Annotated in this window: 34 protein-coding genes; 11 read left to right on the top strand and 23 right to left on the bottom strand. The window is 72.6% G+C overall.

Features of this window, described 5'->3' with window-relative positions:
* Nucleotides 1-249: 249 nt before the first annotated feature.
* From ACFQRF_RS27345 to ACFQRF_RS27375, 7 genes are all read right to left on the bottom strand, one after another.
* Nucleotides 250-1599, bottom strand: coding sequence for a hypothetical protein (locus tag ACFQRF_RS27345; protein WP_379874325.1), 1350 nt, complete (start codon nt 1597-1599; stop codon nt 250-252).
* Between the two features lie 46 nt (nt 1600-1645).
* Nucleotides 1646-2038, bottom strand: a complete 393-nt coding sequence (locus ACFQRF_RS27350) for an RRQRL motif-containing zinc-binding protein (RefSeq protein ID WP_379874327.1) — start codon at nt 2036-2038, stop codon at nt 1646-1648.
* Nucleotides 2035-2592, bottom strand: coding sequence for a hypothetical protein (locus ACFQRF_RS27355; protein ID WP_379874329.1), 558 nt, complete (start codon nt 2590-2592; stop codon nt 2035-2037). Before ACFQRF_RS27355 ends, ACFQRF_RS27350 begins: the two co-directional genes overlap by 4 nt.
* A complete protein-coding gene (locus ACFQRF_RS27360) occupies nt 2589-2930 on the bottom strand; it encodes a hypothetical protein (protein ID WP_379874330.1) in 342 nt (113 codons plus the stop codon). Before ACFQRF_RS27360 ends, ACFQRF_RS27355 begins: the two co-directional genes overlap by 4 nt.
* 87 nt (nt 2931-3017) lie before the next feature.
* Complete coding sequence (locus tag ACFQRF_RS27365) at nt 3018-3362, bottom strand: hypothetical protein (protein WP_379874332.1); 345 nt, start codon at nt 3360-3362, stop codon at nt 3018-3020.
* A 97-nt stretch (nt 3363-3459) separates the two neighbouring features.
* Nucleotides 3460-3777 carry a protease-associated domain-containing protein gene (locus ACFQRF_RS27370; RefSeq protein ID WP_379874333.1) on the bottom strand — a complete coding sequence of 106 codons (318 nt, stop codon included), beginning with the start codon at nt 3775-3777 and terminating at the stop codon, nt 3460-3462.
* Nucleotides 3778-3855: 78 nt separating this feature from the next.
* Nucleotides 3856-4041, bottom strand: coding sequence for a hypothetical protein (locus tag ACFQRF_RS27375; protein ID WP_379874335.1), 186 nt, complete (start codon nt 4039-4041; stop codon nt 3856-3858).
* A 386-nt stretch (nt 4042-4427) separates the two neighbouring features.
* Here ACFQRF_RS27375 and ACFQRF_RS27380 point away from each other — a divergent pair, with 386 nt between their 5' ends.
* The 4 genes from ACFQRF_RS27380 to dnaB all read left to right on the top strand — a co-directional run bounded on the left by ACFQRF_RS27380 (nt 4428) and on the right by dnaB (nt 8980).
* Complete coding sequence (locus ACFQRF_RS27380; RefSeq protein WP_379874337.1) at nt 4428-5186, top strand: GntR family transcriptional regulator; 759 nt, start codon at nt 4428-4430, stop codon at nt 5184-5186.
* Nucleotides 5183-6025: a GNAT family N-acetyltransferase gene (locus tag ACFQRF_RS27385; protein WP_379874339.1), complete on the top strand. Its 843-nt coding sequence runs from the start codon at nt 5183-5185 to the stop codon at nt 6023-6025. Before ACFQRF_RS27380 ends, ACFQRF_RS27385 begins: the two co-directional genes overlap by 4 nt.
* A 193-nt stretch (nt 6026-6218) precedes the next feature.
* Nucleotides 6219-7541 carry a hypothetical protein gene (locus ACFQRF_RS27390; protein WP_379874341.1) on the top strand — a complete coding sequence of 441 codons (1323 nt, stop codon included), beginning with the start codon at nt 6219-6221 and terminating at the stop codon, nt 7539-7541.
* A gap of 98 nt (nt 7542-7639) precedes the next feature.
* Complete coding sequence (gene dnaB / locus ACFQRF_RS27395; RefSeq protein WP_379874343.1) at nt 7640-8980, top strand: replicative DNA helicase; 1341 nt, start codon at nt 7640-7642, stop codon at nt 8978-8980.
* Between the two features lie 222 nt (nt 8981-9202).
* On the opposite strand, the gene ACFQRF_RS27400 is transcribed toward dnaB, so the two are convergent.
* Entirely contained in the window at nt 9203-9565 is a 363-nt protein-coding gene (locus tag ACFQRF_RS27400) for a RapZ C-terminal domain-containing protein (protein ID WP_379874345.1), read from the bottom strand.
* A gap of 86 nt (nt 9566-9651) precedes the next feature.
* Between ACFQRF_RS27400 and ACFQRF_RS27405 the strand changes: the two genes are divergently transcribed.
* From ACFQRF_RS27405 to ACFQRF_RS27430, 6 genes are all read left to right on the top strand, one after another.
* Nucleotides 9652-9786, top strand: a complete 135-nt coding sequence (locus ACFQRF_RS27405) for a hypothetical protein (protein WP_379874346.1) — start codon at nt 9652-9654, stop codon at nt 9784-9786.
* Between the two features lie 505 nt (nt 9787-10291).
* Nucleotides 10292-10792 (top strand): hypothetical protein, encoded by a 501-nt coding sequence (locus tag ACFQRF_RS27410; RefSeq protein WP_379874348.1) that lies wholly within the window; start codon nt 10292-10294, stop codon nt 10790-10792.
* Between the two features lie 242 nt (nt 10793-11034).
* The gene (locus ACFQRF_RS27415) at nt 11035-11682 is read left to right on the top strand and encodes a hypothetical protein (protein ID WP_379874350.1); all 648 of its coding nucleotides are present in this window, start codon (nt 11035-11037) and stop codon (nt 11680-11682) included.
* On the top strand, nt 11675-11884 hold the full coding sequence (locus ACFQRF_RS27420) for a hypothetical protein (RefSeq protein WP_379874351.1): 210 nt from the start codon (nt 11675-11677) through the stop codon (nt 11882-11884). The genes ACFQRF_RS27415 and ACFQRF_RS27420 overlap by 8 nt, the downstream gene beginning before the upstream one ends.
* 58 nt (nt 11885-11942) lie before the next feature.
* On the top strand, nt 11943-12182 hold the full coding sequence (locus tag ACFQRF_RS27425) for a hypothetical protein (RefSeq protein ID WP_379874353.1): 240 nt from the start codon (nt 11943-11945) through the stop codon (nt 12180-12182).
* Entirely contained in the window at nt 12121-12375 is a 255-nt protein-coding gene (locus ACFQRF_RS27430; protein ID WP_379874355.1) for a hypothetical protein, read from the top strand. Before ACFQRF_RS27425 ends, ACFQRF_RS27430 begins: the two co-directional genes overlap by 62 nt.
* A gap of 61 nt (nt 12376-12436) precedes the next feature.
* Here ACFQRF_RS27430 and ACFQRF_RS27435 read toward each other — a convergent pair whose 3' ends face one another.
* Both ACFQRF_RS27435 and ACFQRF_RS27440 read right to left on the bottom strand, forming a co-directional pair.
* Nucleotides 12437-13279 carry a PP2C family protein-serine/threonine phosphatase gene (locus tag ACFQRF_RS27435; protein WP_379874357.1) on the bottom strand — a complete coding sequence of 281 codons (843 nt, stop codon included), beginning with the start codon at nt 13277-13279 and terminating at the stop codon, nt 12437-12439.
* Between the two features lie 59 nt (nt 13280-13338).
* Complete coding sequence (locus tag ACFQRF_RS27440; protein WP_379874359.1) at nt 13339-14070, bottom strand: hypothetical protein; 732 nt, start codon at nt 14068-14070, stop codon at nt 13339-13341.
* A 254-nt stretch (nt 14071-14324) separates the two neighbouring features.
* Between ACFQRF_RS27440 and ACFQRF_RS27445 the strand changes: the two genes are divergently transcribed.
* Entirely contained in the window at nt 14325-15056 is a 732-nt protein-coding gene (locus ACFQRF_RS27445; RefSeq protein ID WP_379874360.1) for a hypothetical protein, read from the top strand.
* A gap of 191 nt (nt 15057-15247) precedes the next feature.
* On the opposite strand, the gene ACFQRF_RS27450 is transcribed toward ACFQRF_RS27445, so the two are convergent.
* From ACFQRF_RS27450 to ACFQRF_RS27510, 13 genes are all read right to left on the bottom strand, one after another.
* Nucleotides 15248-15514, bottom strand: coding sequence for a hypothetical protein (locus ACFQRF_RS27450; protein WP_379874362.1), 267 nt, complete (start codon nt 15512-15514; stop codon nt 15248-15250).
* A 101-nt stretch (nt 15515-15615) separates the two neighbouring features.
* Nucleotides 15616-15933 (bottom strand): hypothetical protein, encoded by a 318-nt coding sequence (locus ACFQRF_RS27455; RefSeq protein WP_379874364.1) that lies wholly within the window; start codon nt 15931-15933, stop codon nt 15616-15618.
* The gene (locus ACFQRF_RS27460) at nt 15930-16556 is read right to left on the bottom strand and encodes a nucleotide-binding protein (protein ID WP_379874366.1); all 627 of its coding nucleotides are present in this window, start codon (nt 16554-16556) and stop codon (nt 15930-15932) included. The genes ACFQRF_RS27455 and ACFQRF_RS27460 overlap by 4 nt, the downstream gene beginning before the upstream one ends.
* 147 nt (nt 16557-16703) lie before the next feature.
* Complete coding sequence (locus tag ACFQRF_RS27465) at nt 16704-16841, bottom strand: hypothetical protein (RefSeq protein WP_379874367.1); 138 nt, start codon at nt 16839-16841, stop codon at nt 16704-16706.
* 226 nt (nt 16842-17067) lie between these two features.
* Nucleotides 17068-17511, bottom strand: coding sequence for a nucleoside 2-deoxyribosyltransferase domain-containing protein (locus ACFQRF_RS27470; protein WP_379874382.1), 444 nt, complete (start codon nt 17509-17511; stop codon nt 17068-17070).
* Nucleotides 17508-18650, bottom strand: a complete 1143-nt coding sequence (dnaN, locus tag ACFQRF_RS27475; protein ID WP_379874369.1) for a DNA polymerase III subunit beta — start codon at nt 18648-18650, stop codon at nt 17508-17510. Before dnaN ends, ACFQRF_RS27470 begins: the two co-directional genes overlap by 4 nt.
* A 79-nt stretch (nt 18651-18729) precedes the next feature.
* Nucleotides 18730-19233 (bottom strand): hypothetical protein, encoded by a 504-nt coding sequence (locus tag ACFQRF_RS27480; RefSeq protein WP_379874370.1) that lies wholly within the window; start codon nt 19231-19233, stop codon nt 18730-18732.
* The gene (locus tag ACFQRF_RS27485; RefSeq protein ID WP_379874372.1) at nt 19230-19529 is read right to left on the bottom strand and encodes a hypothetical protein; all 300 of its coding nucleotides are present in this window, start codon (nt 19527-19529) and stop codon (nt 19230-19232) included. Before ACFQRF_RS27485 ends, ACFQRF_RS27480 begins: the two co-directional genes overlap by 4 nt.
* 87 nt (nt 19530-19616) lie before the next feature.
* Entirely contained in the window at nt 19617-21782 is a 2166-nt protein-coding gene (locus ACFQRF_RS27490; protein ID WP_379874374.1) for a DNA/RNA helicase domain-containing protein, read from the bottom strand.
* A 133-nt stretch (nt 21783-21915) separates the two neighbouring features.
* Entirely contained in the window at nt 21916-23790 is a 1875-nt protein-coding gene (locus ACFQRF_RS27495; protein WP_379874375.1) for a hypothetical protein, read from the bottom strand.
* 4 nt (nt 23791-23794) lie between these two features.
* Complete coding sequence (locus tag ACFQRF_RS27500; protein WP_379874377.1) at nt 23795-24211, bottom strand: hypothetical protein; 417 nt, start codon at nt 24209-24211, stop codon at nt 23795-23797.
* Nucleotides 24212-24230: 19 nt separating this feature from the next.
* The gene (locus tag ACFQRF_RS27505) at nt 24231-24566 is read right to left on the bottom strand and encodes a hypothetical protein (RefSeq protein ID WP_379874379.1); all 336 of its coding nucleotides are present in this window, start codon (nt 24564-24566) and stop codon (nt 24231-24233) included.
* Complete coding sequence (locus tag ACFQRF_RS27510) at nt 24563-24784, bottom strand: hypothetical protein (protein WP_379874380.1); 222 nt, start codon at nt 24782-24784, stop codon at nt 24563-24565. Before ACFQRF_RS27510 ends, ACFQRF_RS27505 begins: the two co-directional genes overlap by 4 nt.
* Nucleotides 24785-24948 lie beyond the last annotated feature (164 nt).

The following is a 24948-nucleotide window of genomic DNA, read 5'->3' on the forward strand; positions in this document are numbered from 1 at the left end:
GGGGTTCGGCCCGCGGACTCCTGGTCGCGCGTCGGCCGGGTGCGCCGGCGTCCGGCCGGACCGCCGGGCGCGGGATGTGGGTCGGGGGCGGGCGTGGGCCGCGGACACTGCGGTCGCGCTGGCCGTCCACGCCCCCAGGCACCACCGGAGTGGCGCGCACGCCCACCAGGCCGCCATCGGGTCTGGTGGGCGTGCGCACCCGCCGGAGCGGGGCACGGGCGCCCCTCCGTCGAGGGGCGCCCCGGTCGGTCACTTCGGGTTCGCGTAGACGGGCTTGCCGGCGGCGGCGAGCGCCTTGCGGTGCTCGGTCACCGTGGATCGCGGCATCTGCAGGTGGCCGGCCAGCCACCGGGTGGACACGGCCGGGCCGTGCTCCTGGATGGCCCGCCAGACCTTCTCCCGGGTGGTCATCCCGGCGTCCACGCGGGCGCTGTGGTGCGGCTGGCGCACCGGGCCGTCACCCCTGTCGGCGCCACCGCCGGAGGGCTCCTGGCCGGTCGGACGATCGTGCTGGTCGGAGCCAATTCCGTCAGGGTCGGAATTGGGTTCGTCGGCACCGTCGGCGGCGTGCTCGGCGGGCCGGTCCAGGACCGCGACGCCGCCCTGCTCGGCCAGCCACTCCGTCAGGGTGTCGACCCCGTGGCGGGCCTCCTCGGCCACGTCGGCGTCATCGGCCAGCAGGCCGCGGATCCGCTCGGCGTGCTCGGTGCCCTCGTCGACCACCGCCGGCCGGACCGGCGGCGCGGCCCCGTCCAGGCCGAGGTCCATCTCGGCGAGCCAGCGCACGCCCTCGCCCCGCGTCGGGTCGGCGGCGGCGATCCGCTCGGCCGTCCACGCGAACGTGTAGGCCAGCAGCACGGCGACGATCGCAGGGAACGCGTGGACGGCCGTGCCCACCAGGCCGAGTGCGACCGCGGCCGGGCCACCCGTCCAGGCGACGGCCGCCAGCGACGGCACCGCGCTGAGCGTGATGGACAGCCCCAGCAGCGCGTGCTCGACGCGTCGGAGCTTGTCGGTCCCGGAGGTCGGGGTCAGGCTGCCGCCGATCATCGGCAGCAGCGTGCGCAGCACGATCAGGCCGGCCGCCACCCCGACCATGACCGGCTCGGCCAGCCACGCGACCACCTCGATCGCCGTGCTGACCTGCCCGGCCAGCCCCCACACCCACAGCACACCCTCGCGCACCGAGGCGGTGGACCACGCCACGGCGGCGGCCAGCGCCGCCCCCAGTGCGCCGAGAGCGCCACCCTGGATCCGGCGCTTGAGCACCAGCCGGTGCTCCACGCTCCGCGTGATCAGGGTCTGGGCGCGCAGCCGCGCCCCGCGGCGCCGCAGGTCGCGCCGCCAGCCCGCCAGGTCGGCCTCGGAGCGCAGGTCCGCGCGGGCGTCCGCGCGCTGCTGCCGTGCGATGTCGGCGCGGAGCCGGTCGTCCTCGGTACGCTCCTCGACCCGCCCCAGCCTGATGTCATGGTCGATCTCGGCCTGGCGGCGGACGAGCTCGTCCTCGCGGGTCAGACTGTCGTGCGCCCGCTCGTCGGCGAGCCTCGCCTTTCGGTCGGCGATCGTCTCGCCCGGTCGGGGCCGGTTCGTGCGGCCCATGGTGGTCACCTCCTGGTGATCGTCGTGATGGGTGTGAGGTGCGGCCTCAGGCCGCGCGCGCCTCCAGGCCGGCGCAGGCCGGGCACTCCCCGAGCGAGGTCGGGATGCACCACGGGTAGACGGTTTCGCAGGTGGGGCAGGTGCGCCGTGCCCGCATCGCGGCCGCCAGCGCCTCCCGCCGGGCCGGGGTCATCGGGCGGACCGGCGCCGCCCGGCGCCGGTCGTACAGGTAGGCGATGCGGATGCCGGAGCGGTCCCGCGCCCGGCGGGACCGCCACATCAGCTGCGCGACCGGCTGCTGGCCGCCCGGCCGCAGCCCCTGCGCGCGCAGCTGGCTGCGTGTGAGCAGGTCCGGGTCGAACGCCTTCGCCCATCCCCACCCGTAGGTGGGGATGCCGTACCGCTCACCCGTCGGGTCCAGGAACCGGGCCGGGCTCATCCGACCGGCTCCTCCTGGCGGTCCAGCCCGAGCGCCTCCCGCACCTCCGGGTAGCGGGCCAGTCGCCGCATCGCGGCCAGCACCACGGTGTAGGGCGCCTGCGGCTCCCTGTCGCCGGTGTATGCGTCGGCGACCTCGTACAGCGCCACCAGCTCCGACGTGACGAACACCTGCTTGCCGGCGGGTTCGAGCGGGGTGGCTGCCAGCCGCCGCACCTCGGTCTCCGCCTGCTCCGCGCGGCGCAGCGCCCGGTCGAGCTGGGAGCGGACCTCCTCCAGCTCCTGGGTGAGCTCCTCCAGCCGCCACTCCGCCATCTCGGTCTCGGCGCGGGCGGCGCGCAGGCTGTCCGTCAGCTCCTCGGAAGCGGCCCGCTCGGTGTCGAGCTGGGAGCGGACCTCCTCCAGCTCCTGGGTGGCCTCCTCCAGCCGCCACTCGGCCACCTCGCCGAGCTGCTGCTCGGCGAGGTGGCCCACCGCCCGGGCGATCGCTTCCAGGCCCGACATGAGGTCTTCGTGGCGCTGCTCCTCGCGCTCCCGGCGCCGCCGACCGATCATCGGGCACCGCCCAGGATCTCCGACTTCTCGGCGGCCAGGGCGTCCCGGCGCTCCGTCAGCCGCGCGATCTCGGCGTCCAGCACCGCGATCGGGTCGAGAACGCCGGACACCAGGACCGTGTCCTCGGTGTCGCTCACCGGCGTGGCGGTGTACCCCGCAGCCCGCAGCGTCGCGACCACCCGGGGCCGCTCCCACTTGTGGGTGAGCCGGATCAGCGCGCCGGCCGGGACCAGCCGGGAGCTCCAGACCTGACCCGCGACCAGTACGGTCGCGCGGACCTCGTCCAGGTCGGCGCTGCTGGCGGGCATCCGCCGCGCCGTCGTCGTGGTGTTCGTCATCGGGGGGTTCTCCTCGTACTCGTTCGGTTTTGTTGGTGGCCGTCTCGGTCCCCAGGGGCGCCCGCGCAGGTCGGGCGCCCGGAGGGATCAGGCGGAACGTGCGGGTGTGGGCCGGGCCAGCTCCTCGGCCGGCACCCAGTCGGTCTCCTCACCGCCGGGCCGCAGGACCAGCGCCCACTGATCCCCGGCCTCGGAGTCCTCGGTGGCGATGGCGACCACCGGCACCAGCCCGTATCGCGGGTGGTGGACCGTGGCCCCCACCCGCAGCCACCGCCGACGGCCCAGCGCGGCCACGACCAGCTCGATCACCATCGAGACGGCGAACATCCCGGCGATCGGACCGCCCACCAGGACGAGCTGCTGGTATGCGGTCATGTCCCGGGGTGGCGTCGCCGCCCACACGTCGATCCACTGCGCGATCTCGGCGAGCATCACGCACCCCCCAGCGCCGCCAGAGCGGCGTGCAGCATCCCGATCACGGCGAAGCACAGGGCGGCGAAGCACAGGAAGAACCCGATCGGGGACTCCATCAGGCGGCCCTCCCCACCAGCACCAGGCGGTGCGCGGCCCGGCGGGCCTCCACCTGCTCGGAGGTGAAGTCGCAGGTGTAGGGGTCGCGGGGGCGGCCGGTGCCGGCGTGCAGGTGCTCGATGAGGGCCTGGTACTCGGGGTCGCGGTCGGGCCGGGCGCCGCCGGCGGTCCCGGCCTTCTGCGCCTCCCAGATCAGCCGCTGGACCTCCCGGCGGGACAACCCGTCCGGCCAGTGGCCGGCGTCCTCGCCCTCCAGGGCGTCGTCATAGTCGTGGTCGTGGCCAGCGTCGCGCTGGCCAGGGATAATCGCGTACATCACGGTCCTTTCGTGAGATGAAGAGCCCCGCCCGGGATCGCACCCAGGGCGGGGCTCACTCGTGAGGCCGGCAGGAGGTCAGCGCCGCCAGGCGGGCACGCCCGCCTCCCGGGCCTGCTTCTCGGCGATGCGCACCGCGTGGTCGGCGACCACGCGGTTGTCGGTCTCGTAGTCGCGCCCGGCCTTCTTGTCCTGCTCGATGACCTCGGCCAACGCCCGCTTGGCGTTCTTCAAGTTCTCCATCGCGCGCTTGCGGCTGCCCATCGATCTCCTCCTCGTCGTGGCGGGCCGTGTAGCCCCGGCACCGTCCCCACCACGACGGGGGGGCGGACCGGCGTCACACGGACGCGGTGCGCCGCGGCATTCCTCCGGGCCAGTCCGCAGATAGGCCCGCCGTGCCGCGACGTCGTCCTCTTCGCCGTCCCGTTGGTGCGGGATGGGGTCAGAGGCGGTTCCGCTATCGAGTTGTCAAAGCTCAGCGGCCTTCGGGCTTCCACACGCCCCCGCCAAGGTCAGCGGCGGGAACGGAGTCCACATCCGGGCCTGTCCAAATGCTCGCGCTGTTTGGACTAGGCCAAAGCTAAGCACGCCCCTGCCGCCCGCGTCAAGCGTTTGCTATGTTTGGACTAGGCCAAAGTTGAGGAGGCATGATGGGACATCGCGAGCCCCCCCTATACGCGCAGGTCGCAGACGCGATCAGGACGCAGATCCGAACTGGTGAGCTACCGCCGGGCGCACTCGTCCCCACCGAGCGCGATCTCGCTCAGGAGCGTGGCGTCAGCCGCGGCACGGCTGTGCGAGCAATCGAGCAGCTCGTCTCCGAAGGGCTCGTGACCGCCGGTAGTACTCGTGCGGGACGGCGGGTACGCGACCGCCGCGTGCTCCCCATCCATGCGTCCCGCACGGAAAATCTCGACCATCGCCGCACATCCGGCGTCGATGCGTGGGTCAGCGACACGCAGGCCCATGGACGCACTCCCGGCCAGCACATCGAGGTCGCCGTGGTGGCTGCGTCGCGCGAAGTAGCGGAATGGCTCGATCTGTCAGAAGGGGAGGCGGTAGCTGTACGCCGCCGTCTGCGGACGCTGGACGGGCAGCCATCCAACCTCGCCGACACCTACTACCCCATGGACATCGCGCAGGCGGTGCCCGAAATTCTCGATCCCACCGACGTGAAGCAGGGCGTGATCGCTCTGATGGCAGCGTGCGGCTATGAGCAGGTCAGATATGTAGACCGCCTCCAATGGCGCCCTCCCACACCGGAGGAGGCCGCGAAGTTGCACATCGGATCAGGGGTATCCGTGCTCACTCAATGGCGTACTGGGTACACCGAGGGGCGGCCCGTCAAATTGACGCGATCAGTCTGGCCCGGCGACACAATCGAGCTGATCTACGAGCTTCCGGCATGAGAGCTGCCCGCCTGGCGACTCCAGCCGACCTATCAGATGTCGTCCAATTGCTCAACGACGCTGCCGATCGCCTAGCTGATAGGGGAGTCGATCAGTGGCGCCGCGGGTGGATGACGGCCGACCGCATGCGGAAGATGATCGCCAAAGGAGAGACATTCATCGTCGAAGATGATGGAAAGGCTGTCGCCACCTTTTCACTATCCACGATCCCTGATCCAGATTTCTGGACACCTGAAGAGCAGAGTGATCCTGCTCTATATCTTGCCAAGTTGGCCCGTGACAAAGATTCACAAGGCGTGGGGGAATGGGCTCTTAATTGGGCTCTCAGGCATGCCGCACGCAGCGGGTACAACCGTGTACGCCTTGATGCGTGGGCTTCAAACCACGACTTGCACGAGTACTACCGTTCCCGTGGGTGGCGTCATCTTCGCACCATGTTGGTCCCCGGGAGGAAATCTGGTGCACTTTTCGAAAAGTGCACAGAGAGGGAAACAATGATTTCGACTGTTGTTCGCCACGCACCGCCGCCTGACAGTCCGAGCGTTGCGACCGACCTCCCGACCACGTGGTACGAACCCCGCGGAGCTACGGTCCGAGGCGTCGCCCCATTCCTGACCGAGGATCACGCCATCATGATCCGCCCTGGAGAGGAGCGCGGCCTGTGGCATGACGGCCAGGCATGGCGCCTCTCGGCACCTCCTGGGTGGAGCGACGAGTACGCGGCGTATGTGGTCGAGTGGCCCGATCTCGCCGCGTGCAGACCTGACGCGTACGTGATCCGATGGGCGCCGGAAGCACAGTCGCTCGTCCTAGCCGTCGCCGATTCGCAGCCCAGCTAACTGGCTGCCCAGTACTGTCTCTCCAACCCCAGAAAAGCACGAGGCCCGGGGTTGCCGCCCCGGGCCATCGTCACAGTCCGGTCGTAACGGCGACCGAGACCCTCGCTTGGTTGTAGCGCCATCGTACCTGCTTCATACGACGGCGTAGCGGGGAGTCTTTGGTCACCGTGTCGACCTAGAACGGTCACACGCAGTGAGCAACGAAGCTGAGGCGTACGTCCGCCGCCTGGACGTGCGCCACTCCCCCATCCGTAAGTTCGTCCTGCAGACCCTGGCATGCCGTGTCGAGGACGACACGAAGTCCTGGACGATCAAGACCGCCACCATGGCGGCCGACTGCCTGATGGACACCAGCCAGCTCCGCAGGTACTACTCGGACCTCTTGGCGGACGGGTTCATCTCCATCCTGGACCGCACCGACGAGAAGGGCCGGCAGAAGTCCAGCCGGATCTTCGTTCACGGTCCATGGGATCTGTGGGGCGGAACCAACCGGCCCTTCGCCGAGGTGCAGCGTCCCGCCAATTCGAAGCGGCTGGATGTCACCAGGCCGGTCGACGCGTCCCCTGAGGTCCTCGGCGAGCTGCAGCGCCGCTTCCTCGCCTTCGCGGCCGAGGATGGCGATTTTCCCGACGGGACGCCTCGCAGCACCTTCCGGCTCGGCTCTCGGGCGCACAGCATCGTCTGCTGGTATGGACTGGGGCGCACCGTCGTCCATGACGGCCGCGAAGCGGTCGTCACCGCGATCACCGACCGGGATGGACGGCGTCGCGGTGCGGTCCGCGTGCAGCTCTCCTACACCGACGACGAGTCGGCCAGCGACGGCTGGATCGAGGTCCTGAGCCTCACTCCCCCGAAGGAGGACGTCGAGGAAACTCCCAGCTCAGAAGGGGTCGCAAATACGCGCCCCTCCCCCGGGGGGAGGGAGGCAAATACGCGACCCCATGGGGAGGCAAATACGCGACCCCATGGGGAGGCAAATACGCGACCCCCTTCATCTCCTCCTTCAGCGACAGCTTCAGCCTCCTCTTCTGCCGCACCGTCTCCTGACGCCCCACCGGCCGCTCGGGAGGAGGACGAGGGCTTCGCCGAGAACAAGCCGGAGGGCGGCCTCACGGCCGCAGCTGCCGCCCCTGGCGGGTCGGGGGTGGCGGAGACGCCAGCCGCGATCATCATGCGGGCCACGGACGCGACGACTGAGGAGGCCCAAGCGCTGGTGAACCTGCTGCGGCCGGAAGCGCGCAAAACATTGGCGGGCCTCATCGCGACCATGGCGGCGAACCGGGATCTGGAGCACCGGTTGTGGCTACTGCGCCGCCAGCGTGGATCTCAGGCCCGCACGGAGACGCCGGGGCGGGGCGCGGTGACGTGTGATCTGCATCGGGAGCGGACCGTGCCGTGCCCGCTGTGCATGCGGGAGGCCCGTGACCCGTCCATGCGGGAGGAGCTGCTGCGGACCCTGCGGGTGCAGGGCGCCGAGGCCCGCCCCGACCTGGCGGCGCTGCTGACCACCGCCTGACCGCCGAACGATCCCTGACATGACCGGGCGGTGGCGCGGGTTCCTACGCCGACGCGCCACCGCCCCCGCCCCCCTTTGAGCAGGACGGAGCTTCCATCATGACCGACACCGACACCACTTCGTGGACACGGACCCCACCGCAGGACCTGCAGGCCGAGCAGGCCGCGCTGGGAGGGATGCTGCTCTCGCCCCTGGTCGCCGCCGACGTGATGGCGATCATGCGGGTCGAGGACCTGTACCGGCCGGCCCACCAGACGATCTACACCGCGATCTCGGACCTGCTGGCGCGCGGGGAGCCGGTCGACGCGGTCTCGGTCAACGCCGAGCTGGCCAGGCGCGGGGAGAGCGCGCGGACCGGCGGCGCGCCCTACCTGCACACCCTGACCGAGGCGGTGCCGACCGCCGCGAACGCCGGCTACTACGCCAAGCTCGTGGCCGACCAGGCGCTGCTGCGCCGCCTGGTCGAGGCCGGCACCCGCGCCGTCCAGATCGGCTACTCCGGTGACGGTGACGCGCTTGACCTGGTCGATCGCGCGCAGGCCGAGATGATGGGCATCACCGAGCGCGCCGCCGGGCCGACCTCGCCGCTGATCGGTGAGGTGATGCCGGGCGTGGTGGACCGGATGCAGGAGATGGCCGGCGCCGAGGACGGGCTGATCGGTATCTCGACCGGGTTCAGTGATCTGGACTCGCTGACCCGCGGACTCTGGCCTGGCCAGCTCATCGTCATCGGCGGCCGCCCGTCGCTGGGCAAGTCGACGCTGGCCATGGATTTCGCCCGCACCGCCGCGATCCGCGACCAGGTGCCCACCGCCTTCTTCAGCCTGGAGATGGGGACCGACGAGCTCGCGCACCGGATCCTGTCGGCGGAGTCGAAGGTCCCGCTGCACCGCGTGAAGGCCGGTGACCTGACCGAGGCCGACTGGCAGGTCGTCTCCCGCGCGCTGCCCCGCATCAACGCCGCACCCCTGGTGCTGGAGGACCGGGCGGCCACGACGCTGGCTGACATCCGCTCGACGTGCCGGCGGCTGAAGCGGTCGATGGGGCTGCGCCTGGTGGTGGTGGACTACCTGCAGATCGTCACCCCGGCCGGGCGGCGCGACACCCGTCAGGAGGAGGTGTCGCAGATGAGCCGGGAGCTGAAGCTGCTGGCCAAGGAGCTGGGGATCACGGTGGTCGCGCTGTCCCAGCTCAACCGCGGGCCCGAGCAGCGTCCGGACAAGAAACCGCAGATCGCCGACCTGCGCGAGTCCGGCGCGGTGGAGCAGGACGCCGACGTGGTGATCCTGCTGCACCGGGAGGACGCCTACGACAAGGACTCAGTGCGGGCGGGGGAGGGCGACCTGATCGTGGCCAAGCACCGCAACGGCCCCACGGCCACGGTCACCGTGGCGTTCCAGGGGCACTACAGCCGGTTCGTGGACATGGCGGCCGGATAGGCGCTCCGGCGAGATCGGGCCCCGACCGTGATGGTTGGGGCCCGATCGCTTCCCGGGCGCCCTTGCGGGCCTGTGGTGGCCGCTGCGGAGCCGCGCGGCCGTCCCGACAGTTCCCCGCTGGGTGTGCCGGATCCGCCGCGTCACAGGCGATCTGGACGCCCCGCCGGCCGGGACGGGATGAAACGGATGATCACCTGTACGCCATACAGGTGAGGGGGTGGATTACTCGAAAGCCCGGTGGAGGTCCCTGTGCGTGAGGTCGATCCGAGCATGTGCCAGAAGGGCGTCGTGCATCGCGATGGCGATGCCGGGGGCCCGGTGCCGCCCGTTGGTACTGCCGAGGGCGATGCGCACGGGTCCCGGGCCCGCCGTCGCCAGGTAGGCGGATGCGACCTGGGTGAGAGACGCGGTCAGCTCCCGCGCGCCGGGAAGATTCATGATCGCGTCCCTGACGGGACGGTCGAGTCCTGTGCCGCCCGGTAGCGCGTCCTCGGCGTAGAAGTCCCGCAGGTCCGCCACGAAGTGCATCCCACGGGGAGGCGGCGCGTAGATGTATCCGAAGCTCAGGATCTCGACAGCGCGCATGCCCGCAGGATAGGCGCAACACCAGTCTCTGGCCGGATCCTGCCAGGGCGCCGTCCCGGCCGGGCGGGACGGGTAGGTCCCGCACCGTGCCCCGCCCCCGCGCCACCCCCCGCCCACCCGCCGGCCCCGAAGACGAGCTCGGCGTCGCCGAGCTCCTGGCCGCATTGCGCGCGGCCCGCCGGCTCGCCGGGGCCACCGCCCGGGTCGGCCGCCCGGCCTGACGACCGGGCCGGACCGATCCAGCGCCCGGTGGTGGTCACGGTCGGTGAAAGTCGAGAGTCCGGCCGGACTTTCCCGGGACGGGTTGACACCCGGGGGCTATGCGCGTACACGCGCGCGAGAAAGTCCAGCCGGGCTCCGGCGGGAAAGTCCAGCCGAAAGTCCAGCCCGGCCGTCACCGAGCGTGACCTCGCGCCCGTGGTGCACTACGCGGGTGCACCACGGGCTTGACGCTCCCTCCCGGAGGGGCTATACGCGCATGCGCGCGACGAGTGCACCGCCGAAGTGCACTCCCGGTGCACCCGTGGTGCACCACGCGGCGGTCACGCACCGCGACGCCGACGGCCCCCCACCCCCCTCGCCCGATATGCGTGATTTGCGGTAGACGCGCCATATTTCGCGCACCGAAGATGCATGGGTACTTCCGGTGCCGCTTCTCGGTCCACACACCGAGGCATTCCTCAATGACCTCGGCTCGTCAGTGACGCGGGCCGTAGGGTGCCGCGCATGAGCGAACACGACGACCGCGCGTCGGGCCGGGTCACCGAGCGGGTGCGGCGGCGGGTGGTCGAGCGCACCTGCGCCTGGTGCGGCCAGCCGATCCAGATCACCCCACGCACCACCCACCGGCGCTACTGCACCCAGTCCTGCCGCCAGCGCGCCTACGAGATCCGCACCGCCACCGCCCGCCAGGAGCGCGACCGCCAGGCCGGCCGGGCACGCCCGGCCGAGGAGCCGGTGCGCGAGATCGTGCGGGAGACCACCGTGCGCACGGTGACCCGCACGGTGCAGGGGCCGCGGCCACCGGCCATCGTCCAGGAGCGGCCGATCCTGCCTGAGCGGGCGTGGGAGGTCGCCCTGCTCCTCGGCCACGCCCACGTCGCCGTGCGCGACGGCGTCATCCCCGACCACGACCTCGGCCGGATCGAGCACGCCGCCCAGGCGCTGCTGCGCGCGATCGCGGACCGGCGGGACGCGTCTGCGTCACTGACGAGCCGGGCTCACTGAATAGTGCCATGGCGTGTGAACCCAAAATCCCCCGCATCCCCCGCCCTTCCTCGTCCTCGCACCCATCCACCACCCCGTCGTCCTCTCGCCCCACCTCCGGCCACCACCCGTCCATCCCCGCACCACCCATCCTTCCTCCGCCGCCACTTCCGCCCACGCAATAGGACGCGGGTATCTCCGATACGGCCGTCCGGCCGGGCCGGTACGGTCCCAGCACGGACCCGGACCCAGAGGAGGGCAGCGTGGACGAAGACGAAGAGCTGACGCTGGAGGCGGAGGGGCCGTGGGGGGTGATCGGGCTGCGTGAGCAAGCCTGGGGGTACCTGCGCGGCTGGGAGCAGGACCACGGCGCCGACCAGCCGGATCTTGACCGGTTCCGCCTGCGGATGGTGATCCTGCTGGGGCTGCTGTACGCCGGCTACCGCGAGGTGATGCCCGTTTTCGTGCCGGAGGCCGCGCCGCGCGTGCTCTACGCCCCCGCGCCACCCGAGGCCGAGCTGCCCGACGGGCTGCTGCTGCCGGCCGACCAGGAGGACCTCCAGGCGGGCCTCGCGGAGTGGGACCGCTACGCGTCGGCGGCCGCGGCCGCGCTCACCCGCCCCCCACGCGGGTACGCGATCACGGCCGAGTACCGGGTGGCAAACTACGCGACCGAGTGGCGCGAGCGGGACGGGGCCGATGCCCCGGGGATGGTGTGGCAGATGCTGTGCCGGTGCGGCCGCGACGGCGACTGGGCGATGATGCTGCACCAGGAGGCCGTCACCGTGCTGTGCCGGTGCGGCCGGGAGTGGAGGCTGCGGGACCCGGCCGAGCCGAGACCGGTGACACCGGAGCGGCTGACCGCCATGATGCGGGAAACCGCTCAGACAGTGGATGGCGCGGATGCGTGACCACCTGGAGGTCCTCCTCTGCGACGAGGAGGGGTGCGACGCCGAGCTCGCCGGCCCCGCGCGGCTGCTGCTGGACCGGGCCGAGGCCGCCGGGTGGCAGGTGTCCCTGCTGCTGGCCCGGTACTGGACCGAGGACGATGGGTGGGAGGAGCGCACCGACCGCTGCCCGGATCATCACGTGACCCGTGATCGCAGGCCGTAGCCGAACCCGCGAGCCCGCCGTCTACCCTTGGAGACGACGCCCCCGTGAGGAGGTCCCCGTGAGTCACCGCCTGGACGACGCCGAGCTCGCCCAAGCCGTCGACGCCGCCTACGGCCGTCTGGTGCGCGGCGCGCCGCCGCCGGCCGGATCGGTCACCATCGACGCCCGCGACGCCCACGACTTCCGGCGTCAGTGGGAGGAGCTGTTCGGCGGCCGCGACGGAGACGAGGAGCCCGGTGCGGCCGATCACCCTGGAACCCCTGGCGCAGCGGCAGATCCGGGGACTGGGCGAGACTGACCGTGAGGAGTTCGGCGAGGCACTGCTGCGCCTGGCGGCCGCCGCCGACCCGGCCGCCGAGGTGGACCCCTACCTGCCCGGCGGGATCGGCCCGATCCCCTATCACGGCGTGCTGCTGACCACCCGCATCGAGGCCGTGGTGACGCTGTACCACGACCACGTCCGGGTCGTCGCCGTCCGGCCCCGGACATGACGCCGGACATGACGAAGGGGGCCCCGCGCGAGCGCGCGGGGCCCCCTTCTCTCGGTAGCGGTCAGATGCCGCCGGTCGTGGTGGCGGCGAGCTTCACCACGACAGCGGTGGCGTTGTCGTCCACGCGCTCGTCGGGGTCGTCGTGCTGGGCGTCGGCGGCGCGGGCGGCGGTGATGAGGGCCTGGGCGATGGCGGCCGGGTCCTGGTCGGCGTGGCCGGTCACCACGCGCTGCAGGTCCTCGTGGGGCATGGTGTCGTGCACGCCGTCGCAGGTGATTAGGACCATGTCGCAGGTCGGCAGCGGCACCCACCCCGCGATGGCCCGCCGTCCGATGGGCACCTCCCGGTGGTGGTGCTCAGGGATGCTGGCCCACTGCATCGTGGTGGTGACTTCGTGGTCGAAGTCGGCGGGGTCGGCCCAGCTCTCGGCCAGCTCGGGCTCGGCGGCGATCCGCTCGCGCATCCGCGCGCCCTCGGTGTGGTCGCGGGTGTGCAGCGTCAGTTGCTTGTCAGCGCGGCGCCAGGTGTAGACCCGGCAGTCGCCGGTCCACGTGGCGTCGGCGCTTCCGTCGCGCCGGATGCTCACGATCGCGCCGACGCAGTCCGGCCCGAGGAGGTCGTCCGTGCCGGCCGTCCGCCCGGCGATGTGGATCACCTCCTGGGCGGCGATCAGGCCGGCCAGCGCGTCGTGCTTGGCGGCCACCCACGCCGCCAGCTCGGCCGTCGCGCGGAAGACCGGCTCCTCGCCGAGGCGCTCGCTGAATCCGTCCACGAGGACAGCGCCCACGTCGCCGTCGCGGGTGGTGTGCACGGCGGCGGCGTCCTTCTGCTGGTCGCGGGGTCCCTGGTCGGTCGCGGCCCCGATCGTGGCCGCCAGCCGGCGGGGCTGCTCCGTCAGTGCCATGACTCTCCTCTCCTCTTCGCGGTTCGGTGTCTGTGAGCGTCCAGTCGGGGGGTGACGCTCTACGCCCCCCGCACCAGCCGGGGCTGGACGTCGGCGAGGGCCTCGGCGATGGTGGCGCCGCCGCCGCAGGCGATGACGCGCCCGTCGGCGTCGGCGACCTCGGCCACGTAGCCCTCCGGGGAGCCGTAGTCCAGCCCGTCGCCATGGACGTCGGTGGCCGGCGGCTCGCCGGGCTCCCACCGCACGGTCAGGGTGCGGTCGGGGTGGCCGTGCAGCAGCCGCTCGACGGGGGTGCGCAGGACGTCGGCGAGCACCTCCTCGGCGGTGACGGTGAGCAGCGCGACGCCCTCGTCGCCGGTCCGGTCGCGGATCGACTGGTGCGCCGACTCCTCGGTGACGCCGGGCTGGCACGGCACGATCCGCACGTGGTCGCCGACCTGCCCCAGCCACTCGGCGACACGGGGCAGCTCCAGCAGGCCGGGCGGGGCGTCGGCGGCGGCGTTGGGATCCTCCGGGAGGTAGCCGGGCAGCGGCTGGTCCTCCGCCCCGGCGACCACGACCCACAAGGCGGGCAGGTTGCGGTCCCAGTTCGGGTCGATCCCCATGGATCGCAGGTCGGCGTAGACGGTCTCGCGGGAGACGTCGGCCGCTTGCGCCAACGCGCGGATGTTGCGGTCGCCGGTGAGCCAGGCGTAGCGGAGCAGCTCGGCGCGGTCGGCGGCGAGGGCGTCGCGGCGGCGCGCCCAGTCGGCCAGGCCGGAGCGGGTGCGGGGGTTCGGGGTCTCACTCATACCCCCATGCTATGTCCAGTCACTGGGCATGTCGGATAGATGGACATACTTGGCCGGACGCGGCCACCCTGTATCACCCTCTGTGTCAACCGCCGATAAGGTTCACATATCGGCGGTCAGGAATGCCCTATTTGTCGGACTCTCATTCGAGGGCCGATTTTTGGAACCGACACCCTGGCGTCACGAAAACCGGGACGAAAAACCTCGCGCCGGGATAGCGTGCCGCCGCGGAACCGGTGATGCGGAGGTGCGGGATGGGCGCGGCGGATCAGGTGCGGGAGGCATGCCGGCGGGCGGCCGCCCACGCGGCCGAGCACGGGGACTGGCCGGAGGTCTCCGGCGGCCACCTCCGGATCCTGGCCGCCCTGGAGGGCGTCGCAGCGGCGCTGCGCGCCGATCCCACGCTGGACCGCTACCGGAGCGACCCGCGCACCCGCTGGCTCGACCTCGTGCCGGAGCTGGCCCGCCAGGCCGGTCCCCTGGGCCGCATGGTGGTCACCCTGCGGCAGTGGCAGGACCTGGAGCGGGTCGGCGACGACCGGCAGCGCGAACGGGCGCGGGCACGGCTCGGCCGCGTGCACCACGGCGTCCCTGAGGAGTTCGCGCAGCTGGTGGAGCGGACCGAGGAGATCGCCGGACGGGTGACGGCCTCCGTCTACGCCGACCCGCCGACCCCGGCCCAGCTCGCCGAGCTGGCCGCCCACATGGTCCCCGGACTGCACTCCATCGCCCGGGAGACCGCCAGGGAGCTGCGCGCCCGGCTGGCCCCGCTGCGCGAGGTGGGGTATCTGCCGCCCGAGGCGCTGCGGCTCCTGGCCATCGCCGACGCACTCGACGCTCCCGCGCCGCGGCCGGGCCGGTGCGTGTGCGGGGAACCGATCACCCAGCCCGGCCGGCAGGGACGGCCGCGCCGCTACTGCTCCGACACCTGCCGCCGACGCGCCCACCGCGCCGCCCGGCGAACCGGGGCGCCCCCGCGCGCGTAGGGCGGCGTCGACCGGTCGACGCCGCCCTGGAGCTCGTCCGGCAGCAGGGGCCTCATCCGAGGGCGGATATATGAAACCTGGGTCTCTGACCTGGGGTGCTGAATTCAGTGATTCAGTAATCCCGTAGCTCCGTACGTAGGGCGGGACTGGCTAACGTGGCGCGGCCCGGTGGACTCCGCCGGGCCGCGTGTTCACTTGCCGTAGGAGTCCACGGGCGGGTCGTACCGGGATGAGGGGAACCACCCCCGGAAAATCCAGACCCGCTGATCCGCGGGCGGCGGGTCGGGCGTGTAGACCGCGCGGGGGTCGAGGTCCTCGTCGTCGGGCCGCCATGGCACGTGGTCGGAGATCAGCATGGTGCCGGGGTCGCTGGGGTCGCTCACCGGCACCTCCATGACCCGGCCGCGCCAGTCGTCCGGCCCGCCGACGAAGCGGACCACCATCGTCTGCTCACTCATGCGGATCATCCTGGCGACCCTGGGCGGCGATGTCCGGGCGTGACCGGGTCCGGCCACTGGATCACTGGATCCCGTATCTCAGTAATCCCGTGCCTACTGGCCTACTGGTCTTCGCGCGCGCTCACGATGTCCTCGGCCAGGTCGGCCCGCAGCTCCGGGTCGTCCGCGATCCGCCGCAGGGCCGCCCGCCACATCTCCGAGTGCGGCAGCGTGGGGATGTCGGACAGCCGAGCGAGCTCGGCCAGGGCCTCCTTCATCCGGCGGTAGTCCGCCGGCGTGAGATCGATGGTGATCCGGACTGGCGCCGTCCGGCCGGCCGTCGCTCCCCGCGTCGGCGTCGCGCCGTCCTCGCCCTTGCGGCGGCTCGTCGCGGCCGCGGCGAACCGGGACGCCGACGAGGAACTCCTCGCGGCGCTCACGCGGTCACCCCCGCGCGCTCCAGGTAGGTGTCGACGAGCTGGTCGATGGGGTCGCCGTCGCGGATGGCGGGCACCGCGCCGTAGGCCAGCGCGTAGACCTCCCGCCGAGGAATCTCAGGCACCAGCACCTCGTATCCGAGCTCCGTGAGACCGGCGCGGGCGTCGCCACCGGAGCGGGCTCCGCCGACGACGCGGTTGAGCAGTACCGCGGTGCGTGCGGGGGTCTGCCGCACCTCGTCAATCTCCTCCAGCAGGTCGGAGATGCCGCTCATCCGCTCGACCTCGATCGGGGTCGGGGCCACAGGCACGGTGATCTCATCGACCCTGCGCAGCACCGACCGGACGATCTGGGCGTGGTCCTCGGCCTGCGGCAGATCGACCACCACCCACGCCTTCTCTCCGCCGATGTCCACCAGGCGCTTGCCGGCGTCCTTCACCGGCAGGCCATAGATCGGGAAGGGGAAGCCGGAGACCGCGTCGCTCCAGGCGAGCGCGGACTGGGCGGGGTCGCAGTCGGCCACGGCCACATCAAAGCCGCGTCGGTGGAGCCCGTAGGCGAGCAGGATCGTGGTGGTGGTCTTGCCTGTGCCGGGCTTGAGGTTCGCGAAGGCGATGGTTCTCATGCGGAGTACGGTACTGAATCCCGTGATCCCGTAGCAGTAGTGGACGGCCTGGCATGCTCTCCCGTAATCACGGAATTGCGGAGTTCAGTAGTTCCGTAAAACAAAAAAGCGCCCTCCGGCCGAAGCCGGAGGGCGCGGGGATGAACCTCAGCGGTTCATGAAGTGAAAGCCGCAGAGCGGGGTCGGCACGCCGTACTCAACGATCTCGTAGAGCGCTTCGGCGCCACACCAGCACTTGTCGGTGGCCTGGCAGGCGCGGAGGATGGCGGACAGGATGCATAGCATGAGGGGAGCCCTCCTCGGCTTCATTGGGGTTGGCTGCCTGGCCCCGGGGGTCGTTCTGGCGGATGTGGCCCGGGGCCGGGGTGCTGCCATGATCCGTAATTCAGTAGATCAGGAATCCCGTAGAGTAAATGTCGAGGTCAGCTACCGGTCGTCCCTCGACAGCGGTCAGGGGTGCTCGGCCGCACGGTGGTAGGGCTGCGAATCAGTAATTCCGTGGCTACGGGATTCAGGCCCTCACCACGCCCAGCGCGGCCGCGACGGTGTCGTGCAGGTTTTCCCGCACAGGCGCGCCGTGCTGGTGCGCGAGGTAGATGAGGTAGCGGTTGCGCTCCGGGTTCGGGCACTCGGGCGGGCACCCCAGGACGACCGTACGACCGCTGGCGAGGTCGTAGCCGTACTCGACGTTCGTCGTGAAGCCGGGCAGGTTCTTGAGGTCGCGGGGGATCCAGAACAGCACCACGGACGCTGCGGCGCGGGCGGCGCATTCCCAGGTGACCTGGTCGTCGTAGTGCTCGGCCCTGACCCCGTTACGTGACTCGGGGGTGAACACCGTCAGCGGTCCATGCCGGGTCCACTGGGCGTCCAGCTCCTGGACAGCAGCCGGACGCCACGACGGCACCGGGCCACCAGCACGGGGGGTCGGGCCGGCCAGGGGGAGAGACCGGATCAGTCGCCGCGGCGGACCGGCATGAGCAGGTAGCGGTAACCCGCGGTCTCGGCGTCCTCGCCGGTGTCGGGCAGGATCCGCAGCGGCTTGTGATCGGCGGGGACGAGCAGGCGGGCCTGCTCGGTGACGAGAGCGTCCAGGCAGTCGAGCAGGTAGCCGTGGCGCACGGCCACGGTGTGCGGCTGGCCATCGGTCACGGCCGGGACGACGTCGCGGCCGCCGGCGTCACCGTCGCCGCCCTCCACCGTGATGTGGTCGTCCTGGATGTCCAGGACCACGGGGGTCACCGCGGTGCACAGCGCCCCGGCCCGCCGGGCGGCGCTGCGGAGCCGCTCCACGTTGACGGTGGCGGTGACGACCGGGGCCGCGGCGCCGGCGAACAGCCGCTCGATCGTCGGGGGGTCGGCGGCGATGAGCCGGGTGGAGACGGTGCGGTGGCCGTCGGAGAGCGTGACGCCGCTGACGTGGCCGCCGTCGCCGTCGCGCTGCACGCCCAGGCCGATGTGGTCGTCCGCGCTGAGCGTCCTGGCGGCGTAGTGCAGGGTGCGCGGGGGCACCAGCAGCAGGGCGTCGGCGTCGCCGGCCTCCATCGTGGGGTTCCACGGCATGCGGCGCTGGGCGATGCGGTAGCGGTCGGTTCCCGCCAGGCTGAGCCGCTCGCCCAGCCGTAGCTGCACCGCGCAGATCATGGGCAGGGTCGCGTCGGTGGAGACGGCCGCGATCACCTGGCCGACCGCGGCGCTGAACGTCTCGGCGTCGACCCGCCCGATCTCCTCGCCCGGGGCGGGGACGGTGGGGTAGTCCTCGATCGGCAGGGTCGGCAGGGTGAACTTCGCGTCGCCCGCCGTCACGGTGAGCCGGGGCCCGTCCACGGCGAGGTGGGCGTCGGCCCCCTCCGGCAGCAGCGCGGCGATGGTGGCCAGCGCCCGCCCGGACACCAGCACCGTCCCGGGCTCGGAGACGTGGGCGTCGACGTCGACGGTGCCGCTGGTCTCGTAGTCATAGACGGTGAGCCGGACCGAGCCCTCGCCGGTGGCGAGGTGGACGCCGGCCAGCACCGGGACGGCGATCCGGGAGGGCAGCAGCCGGGCCAGCCACGCCACCTCGGTAGCGAACGTGCCCGTGTTGATCGTGATTCGCATCGTGTGCTCCTAACGGGGCCGGGGCCCGCCGCGTGCGCGGCGGGCCCCGGCGAAGAGGCGTGTGGATGTCAGCGGGTGTTCAGCGCGTCGGCAGGGACAGCGCGGTCTCGGCGTCGACGTAGACCGTCTCCATGACCGCGTACAACTCGATCTCGGGGTCGAGGCTGTCGCGGATGGTGTCCTGCAGCGCGGCGATGTAGCGCTCCGCCTCGGCCTCCGACAGCAGCGTCGCCAGGTAGCGGACGCCCTCGTCGTCGTCCTCGGTCCCGGTGTAGACCCGCCAGATCGACTGGCAGCGCGCGTACAGGGCCAGCCCCAGCTCGGCCGGGTTGCCGGTCGGGTGGACGACGACCTCGGCCAGGTCCAGGGCGGCGGCGATCCGGTCGCGGACCGCGTGCACGTCGACGGCGGTGTGCCGGCCGGGGACCAGGCGCAGCAGCGCCCGCGCCGGGGTGGCGTAGGCGTCCACCACGCTCAGCCGGGACCCGGGCAGCGGCCCGGACGCGGCCCCGATCGTGCCCCGCCACACCTGGGCGTAGCCGTGCTCGCCACGGCGGCGGAACCAGTGCTTCAACGGCTTCACGCGGATGTCCTCTCCGAGACGAGTTCGATGAGCGCCCCCGGGAACGCGCCGCGGCGGCCGGGGAGGGCGGGGTCGTAGTGGACGCGGTGCTCGCCGCAGGCGGGCGGGCAGGGGTTGGCGCGGACCCATCCGGCGCGGACGCTGTCCCGCTGGTGGCCGGGCACGTGGTGGCGGTGGCCGTCCTCGGCGAGGACGGCGTCCAGGCGCTGGCGGATCTCGGTGTCGGTGGCGCCGCGGATGAGGAGCGCGGGGCCGTCGTCGCTGTGAAGCCACTGGTAGGTGGGGTGGCTGCCCATTACCGGTCCTTCCTGGGGGTGTGGTGTGGACCCGGCGAGTCCCCCCACCGCCCCGACCGTGTCGGGGCGGCAGAGGCGCCGGCCGGATCAGGCGGTGGCCCGCTGCGGGGACGCCGCCAGGGCGTAGACGCCCCGCGCCGGATTCGCGATGTACCGGTTGGCCTCCAGCCAGATCAGGGCGTTGCGAACGCCACGTTTGGAGCCGCCGGTGGCCGCCTCGATGTCGCCGGTCTGGGTGACACCGGCCACGATCACGTCGTAGACCCGGCGGCGCAGCCCGGTCAGCCCCTCGGGCTCGGCCTCCTGGACCGGGGCGAGGGTGAGGGCGGCTGGGAAGACCGGTACGTCCGCGTACTCTTCCTCTTCGACCGCCGCCGTCGCGGCGGCGGGCTTCGCGGTCGTGCTCTTCTTCGCGCGGCGGCCGGCGCGTAGCTCGTCCAGCTCGCGGCGGGCGGCCTCCCGGTCGGCGGTGTGGATCTCGCGGCGCCGCGCGTAGGCCTCACCGGCGGCCGCGGACGCGATCTCGTCCAGCACGGCCCGGCCCTCCAGTGCGGCCATGCGGGCCCGGATGGAGTCGGCCTCGGGCAAGCCGACCTTGCGGGCCACCGCCTCGCTGGAGGGCTGCCAGGCGACCCGGAACGGCGCGGTCCTGCCGCCCAGCTCGGCCGAGGCGATGGTGTAGCCGTAGCCGGGCATCTCCGGCAGCGCGGACGGATCAGCCGCGAACCCGGGGATCAGCTGCGCGTCGACCGATTCCGTCGTGCGCATGATGACCACGTTGCCCTTGGTCATCGCCGAGCGCAGCGCCCGGTCCCCGCCGAAGGTGTCCACCGTGTAGATCTGCGAAGCACCGATGATCATGACGCCGACCTTGCGGGAGATCCGGGCGATCTTGCCCCACTTCTTCGCGAGGTTCTTGTCCGCCCACACCTCGTGGCACTCATCGATGATCACCATCAGGCCGGGACGCTCCGGCGACGGGGTGAACCCTGACCACCCCTCGACCGAGTTCTCCTTGCTGCGGTAGTGCACGATGTCGGCGACGGCCTCGTAGTAGGCCTCCCAGTGCTCGGGGTTGAGCACCGCCCAGTCGGCCTGGTCGGCCAGCGCGGGCGAGCTGGTGCCGCCCTGGGGGTCGAGGTACCAGACCACGGTGGTGCCCGAGGCCATCGCCGAGTAGGCCAGCGACTCCAGCAAACCGCTCTTGCCGGAGCCCATGCCGCCGACGACGAACCCGCCCCAGCCGCTGTTCTCGCTGTACATCCGCCAGGGCGCCCAGCCGGAGCCGTCGGCGTAGGGGCCGAGCAGCACCGCGCCGCGGCCGGCGTCGAAGGTGGGCCTGTCCAGGAACACCGTGTCCTTGATGGGCGAGTTGGTGACGACCTGCAGCTCCAGCACCGCCGGATCCGGGTCCGGGTCCTCCCGCGACGGCGGCCGCGCGGAGATGATCAGGTTGGTCTGCCCCCGACCCAGCCCCGACGAGATCCGCGGCAGCGCGTTGATCGCGGTGGTCAGCGTGTGCTTGCCGGGCACCAGGTGCAGCCGGTAGGCGGTACCGGTCGGCGTCTCGGTGGCGCCGGACAGGTAGGTGTCCGGCAGCACGCCCTGCGGGCCCGCGATGTAGTCGGCCCACCGCCGCACGATCGGGTCGGACTCGCCCTCCTCCACCGGCTCGACGGTGGTCTCGGTGACCGGCTCGGCGGGCTGGTCGGGGTCGGTGTGCGTGGCGGGGTAGCCGATGCGGTGGGTGCGCCACCAGTGCGCGGCCAGCGCGTACAGCGCGCCCAGCCCCGCGGCGAGCAGCTGCTCCCAGGCCTGCGGTCCGGCCAGCGCGGCGGCGAGCAGCCACACCCACGCCGCCGAGGCGCACACCAGGGCGCGCACCGGGTGCGCGGCCACCCACGCCCGCACCTCGCTCAGCCACGCCCACGCGGCGGTCAGCCGAGAGCGCAGCACCGCCAGCGTGGCCGCGATCGCGGCGCCGGTCGCCGCGGCGCTGGGCAGCACCACGGCCGTCCGGTCGCCGCCGCAGGCGTGGATCGCGAGCTCCTGGATGAGGCCGATCGCGGTGACCGCGGCGGCCACCGCCCACGGGGCGGCCTGCAGGCGCAGCCGGTTGCGCAGCGCGTCGGCGTCGGCGGCGTGCAGCCGGGCGCGGATCTCCTCCCATTTCGGGAGGCGGTCGCGGACCTGGTCCAGGCCGAGCGCCTGGGCCTCACTCGTCCTCGTCGTCGTGGGGTTTCTCGTGTTCATCAGCGGATCTCCTCTGGCGCGCGTGGTCGTCTCCGCTGGCTCACCCGGCCCCACCGCGCGGGTGGGGGCCGGGTCAACGAGCGGCCGCTCGGGGTGGCCGGCCGGGGCGGGCCCCGGCCGGCCAGCGGATGGGTTACTCGGAGGTGACGAAGTCCTTCTCGCCGGCGCCCTGGTTGGCCGCGTAGGCCTCCCGCACCTGCAGGTGGCTGGTCAGCTCGGCGGCCAGCTGGTCGAAAACGCCGGCGGCCTGGGAGAGGGCCTCCTGGCCCTGGGCGCACAGCGCGAGCGCCTCCCCGGTCACGCCGCCCGAGGTCAGGGCGGCCGAGGACTGCTCAACGGATGTGACGGCGCTGTTCAGTGAGCTGGACATGCCGTTGGCCCAGGCGATCGCCGAGGCCAGGCCGGTGGTCTCCGTGGTCATGTTGGTTCCTTCCTCTGTGTGGGTGCTGCTGGTGTCGGTGCTGGTCGTGGTGGTCTCGGTGTCGGGCTCGGCCGGGGTGGTGGCCGGGCGGCGGCGCAGCGGGACGACGTTGTCCGGCCGCGTCTCCTCCGGGCTCTCCGGCTCCTGCGGGACCGCGATCCCGGCGGCCGCCGGAGCCAGGGCCGGGGCGGGTTCTTCTTCGCCTTTGAGGCGTTCGCGCAGACCGGCCTCGTCGGCGTACAGCTCAGCCAGGTAGGTGGTCCGGTCAGTGCGGCCGTCGGGCATCCGGTAGCGGGCGTAGAGGTCGTCCACGTGCACGCCGAGACGGACCGCCTGGGCGTTCCACCAGGTCCGTTCCTCCCGCGCCCGATCCTGCGCCGCCCAGAACCGCTCGCGTTCGCCGCGGAACGCGGTGAACAGCCCCAGACCGGTGGTGCCGTACTGCTCGCGCAGCCGACTGGTCGTGGCCGCGCGCTCCCACCAGGCGAGCTCGGCGTCGCTGCGCTGGACCGGGTAGAGGTCGGGCGCCTGGAGCAGGAAGAGCTGGCGGTCGCCGAGGTACTCCTTGAGGTCGCGGGCGTCGATGCCGCGACGCTCGGCCTGCTCGATCCACCACGGCGCGTCCTCGGTCATGCGGCGCATGACCGCCTGGAACTGCGCCCGGTCGCCGTCGTAGCGCTGGCGCAGCTCGGCGCCGTCGTACCAGCGGTCGATGCCGTAGGCTGCCGCCTGCTCCTGCCACCACTGCCGGTCGGCCGACTGGCGGTCCGCCCACGCCTCATACGGATCGACCGGCCCCGGCCGGGATGCGCCCGCGACGGGCGGGGTTTCTTCGTCGGCGGTGGGTTTCTCCGCGGGCGCCGTCTCGGCGTCCGGACGCGTCCGGACTGCGGGGGTGTCCAGGCCGTCGGGGACGTCGACAACGTCCCCGAGCGGCGCCGGCCGGTCCGCGTCCGACTGGACCGCGGGCTCCTCCTCTCCCTTCTTCTCCTGGTCCTCGGGCGGCTTGCCGTCGACCTCCCGCCCCGGCGCCGCCGGGGTGTCGGGTTTCTCGGCGGGCTTGCCGGCCGAGTCCGTTCCGGAGTCGTCCTCCCACCGGTCGCCGGTGTGCTTCGTGTCGCCGGGCTCGTCGTCGCGCAGCCACTCGGCGGGCTTCTTCAGCAGCTCGCCGAACGTCTCGCGCTGCTGCCGGCGGCGCTGCCGCGCCTGGTCTTTGAGCTGCTCGCGCTCCTCCGGGGTGCGGGCCTTGCGCTCGGCGCGCTTGGCGCGCCGCGCTTCGTCCAGGTCCTCCCACGCGTCCGCCCACCAGTGCCGGACCAGGGTCTGCAGGCCCGGCTGCTCACCGGCCGGCGCGAGGGGACGCAGCGTCCCCTCCGCCGTCCGCCGCTCCAGCGCCTGCTTCTGCAGGTCCGCGTCCAGGGCGGCCTGGTGCTTGGCGAGCTCGGTGCGGGCGGCCAGCTTGGCGCGCTGCCACTCATAGGAGGGCATCGGCTCCCCGCGCCGCAGCGCGGCCAGGTCCGCCGTGCCCTTGCCGACGGTCAGCCACGCGACGATCCCGGACAGGATCACCGCGCTCAGCGGGTCCATCGCCTCAGCCCCCGATCAGGGTGGTCAGGGCCCCCGACCCGATGTCGACCGCGCCGCCGGTCAGCTGGGTGCCGACCATGCCCAGCGCGCCGCCGGTCGCCAAATACAGCAGCGGCAGCACCATCAGCGCGACGATCGCGGGGCGGTCCGGGCGGCGGTCCACCGCCACGTCCAGGACCACGATGACGGTGAGGATCACGGCGAGGCCGCCGACGATCCACCCGCCGGAGACCCCGAAGGGGCCGCCGACCCAGCCGGTGATGCTGACCAGGGTGGAGGCCAGCCAGCCGCCCAGCCCGGTCTCGGCCAGCGCCGCCCCCGCCACGAACCCCAGGGCGGCGGGGATGTAGTTGTTCACGCGGGGGTGTCTCAGGGTGATCCGCTGCAGCAAGAACGCCACGACCGCGGCCACGTACAGCATCGTTTCGTCTCCTTTCCGGTTACAGGGCCTTCACGGCCGCGTAGACGGCCGCCGCCAGCGCGGCGGCGGCGAGCAGGCGGCTCGGGCGCTCACACACCCACGCGGCGTAGTAGGCCGCCGCCGTCACCGGCAGCGCGACCGCCACCCAGTAGGCGATCGCGGCGCGCCGCCACGGCCCCTCACGCGGCCCCCACAGCCCCTCACGGGCGTAGGCGAACTGCCGCCTCAGGCAGGGGCGGTCGGCGCCCCAGATCTCCGGGGGCACCAGATGCTCGCGCGCGAACGCCACCGCCCGGTCCCGGCCGGCGGTGTCGCGGGGAGGACCGGTCTCCGTCGTCTCGGTCGTCGCGGTCATGGCTTCCCCTCGTACAGCCGGTCACCGGCCGCGATGAGCAGGCGCACCAGCTCATCCACCGGCCGCTCCGCGCGTCCGGGATGGCGGTGGGCGGCGGCGCGCAGGTAGTCCACGGCCACCGCCAGGCGCGCCGCCGGCGTGACGGCCGCCCCCAGCTCCGCGGTCATCCGCGCCCGGCGGCGCTGGTGCTGCGCCTCACGGCGCCGCTGGTCAGGCATACGTCTCTCCTCGTCTCGGGATCGGGGTGTGGGGCACGGGGTTCGGCCCGCGGACTCCTGGTCGCGCGTCGGCCGGGTGCGCCGGCGTCCGGCCGGACCGCCGGGCGCGGGATGTGGGTCGGGGGCGGGCGTGGGCCGCGGACACTGCGGTCGCGCTGGCCGTC

Origin of the sequence: Marinactinospora rubrisoli, assembly GCF_042664915.1 — a bacterium.
GTDB classification, from domain to species: Bacteria; Actinomycetota; Actinomycetes; order Streptosporangiales; family Streptosporangiaceae; genus Marinitenerispora; species Marinitenerispora rubrisoli.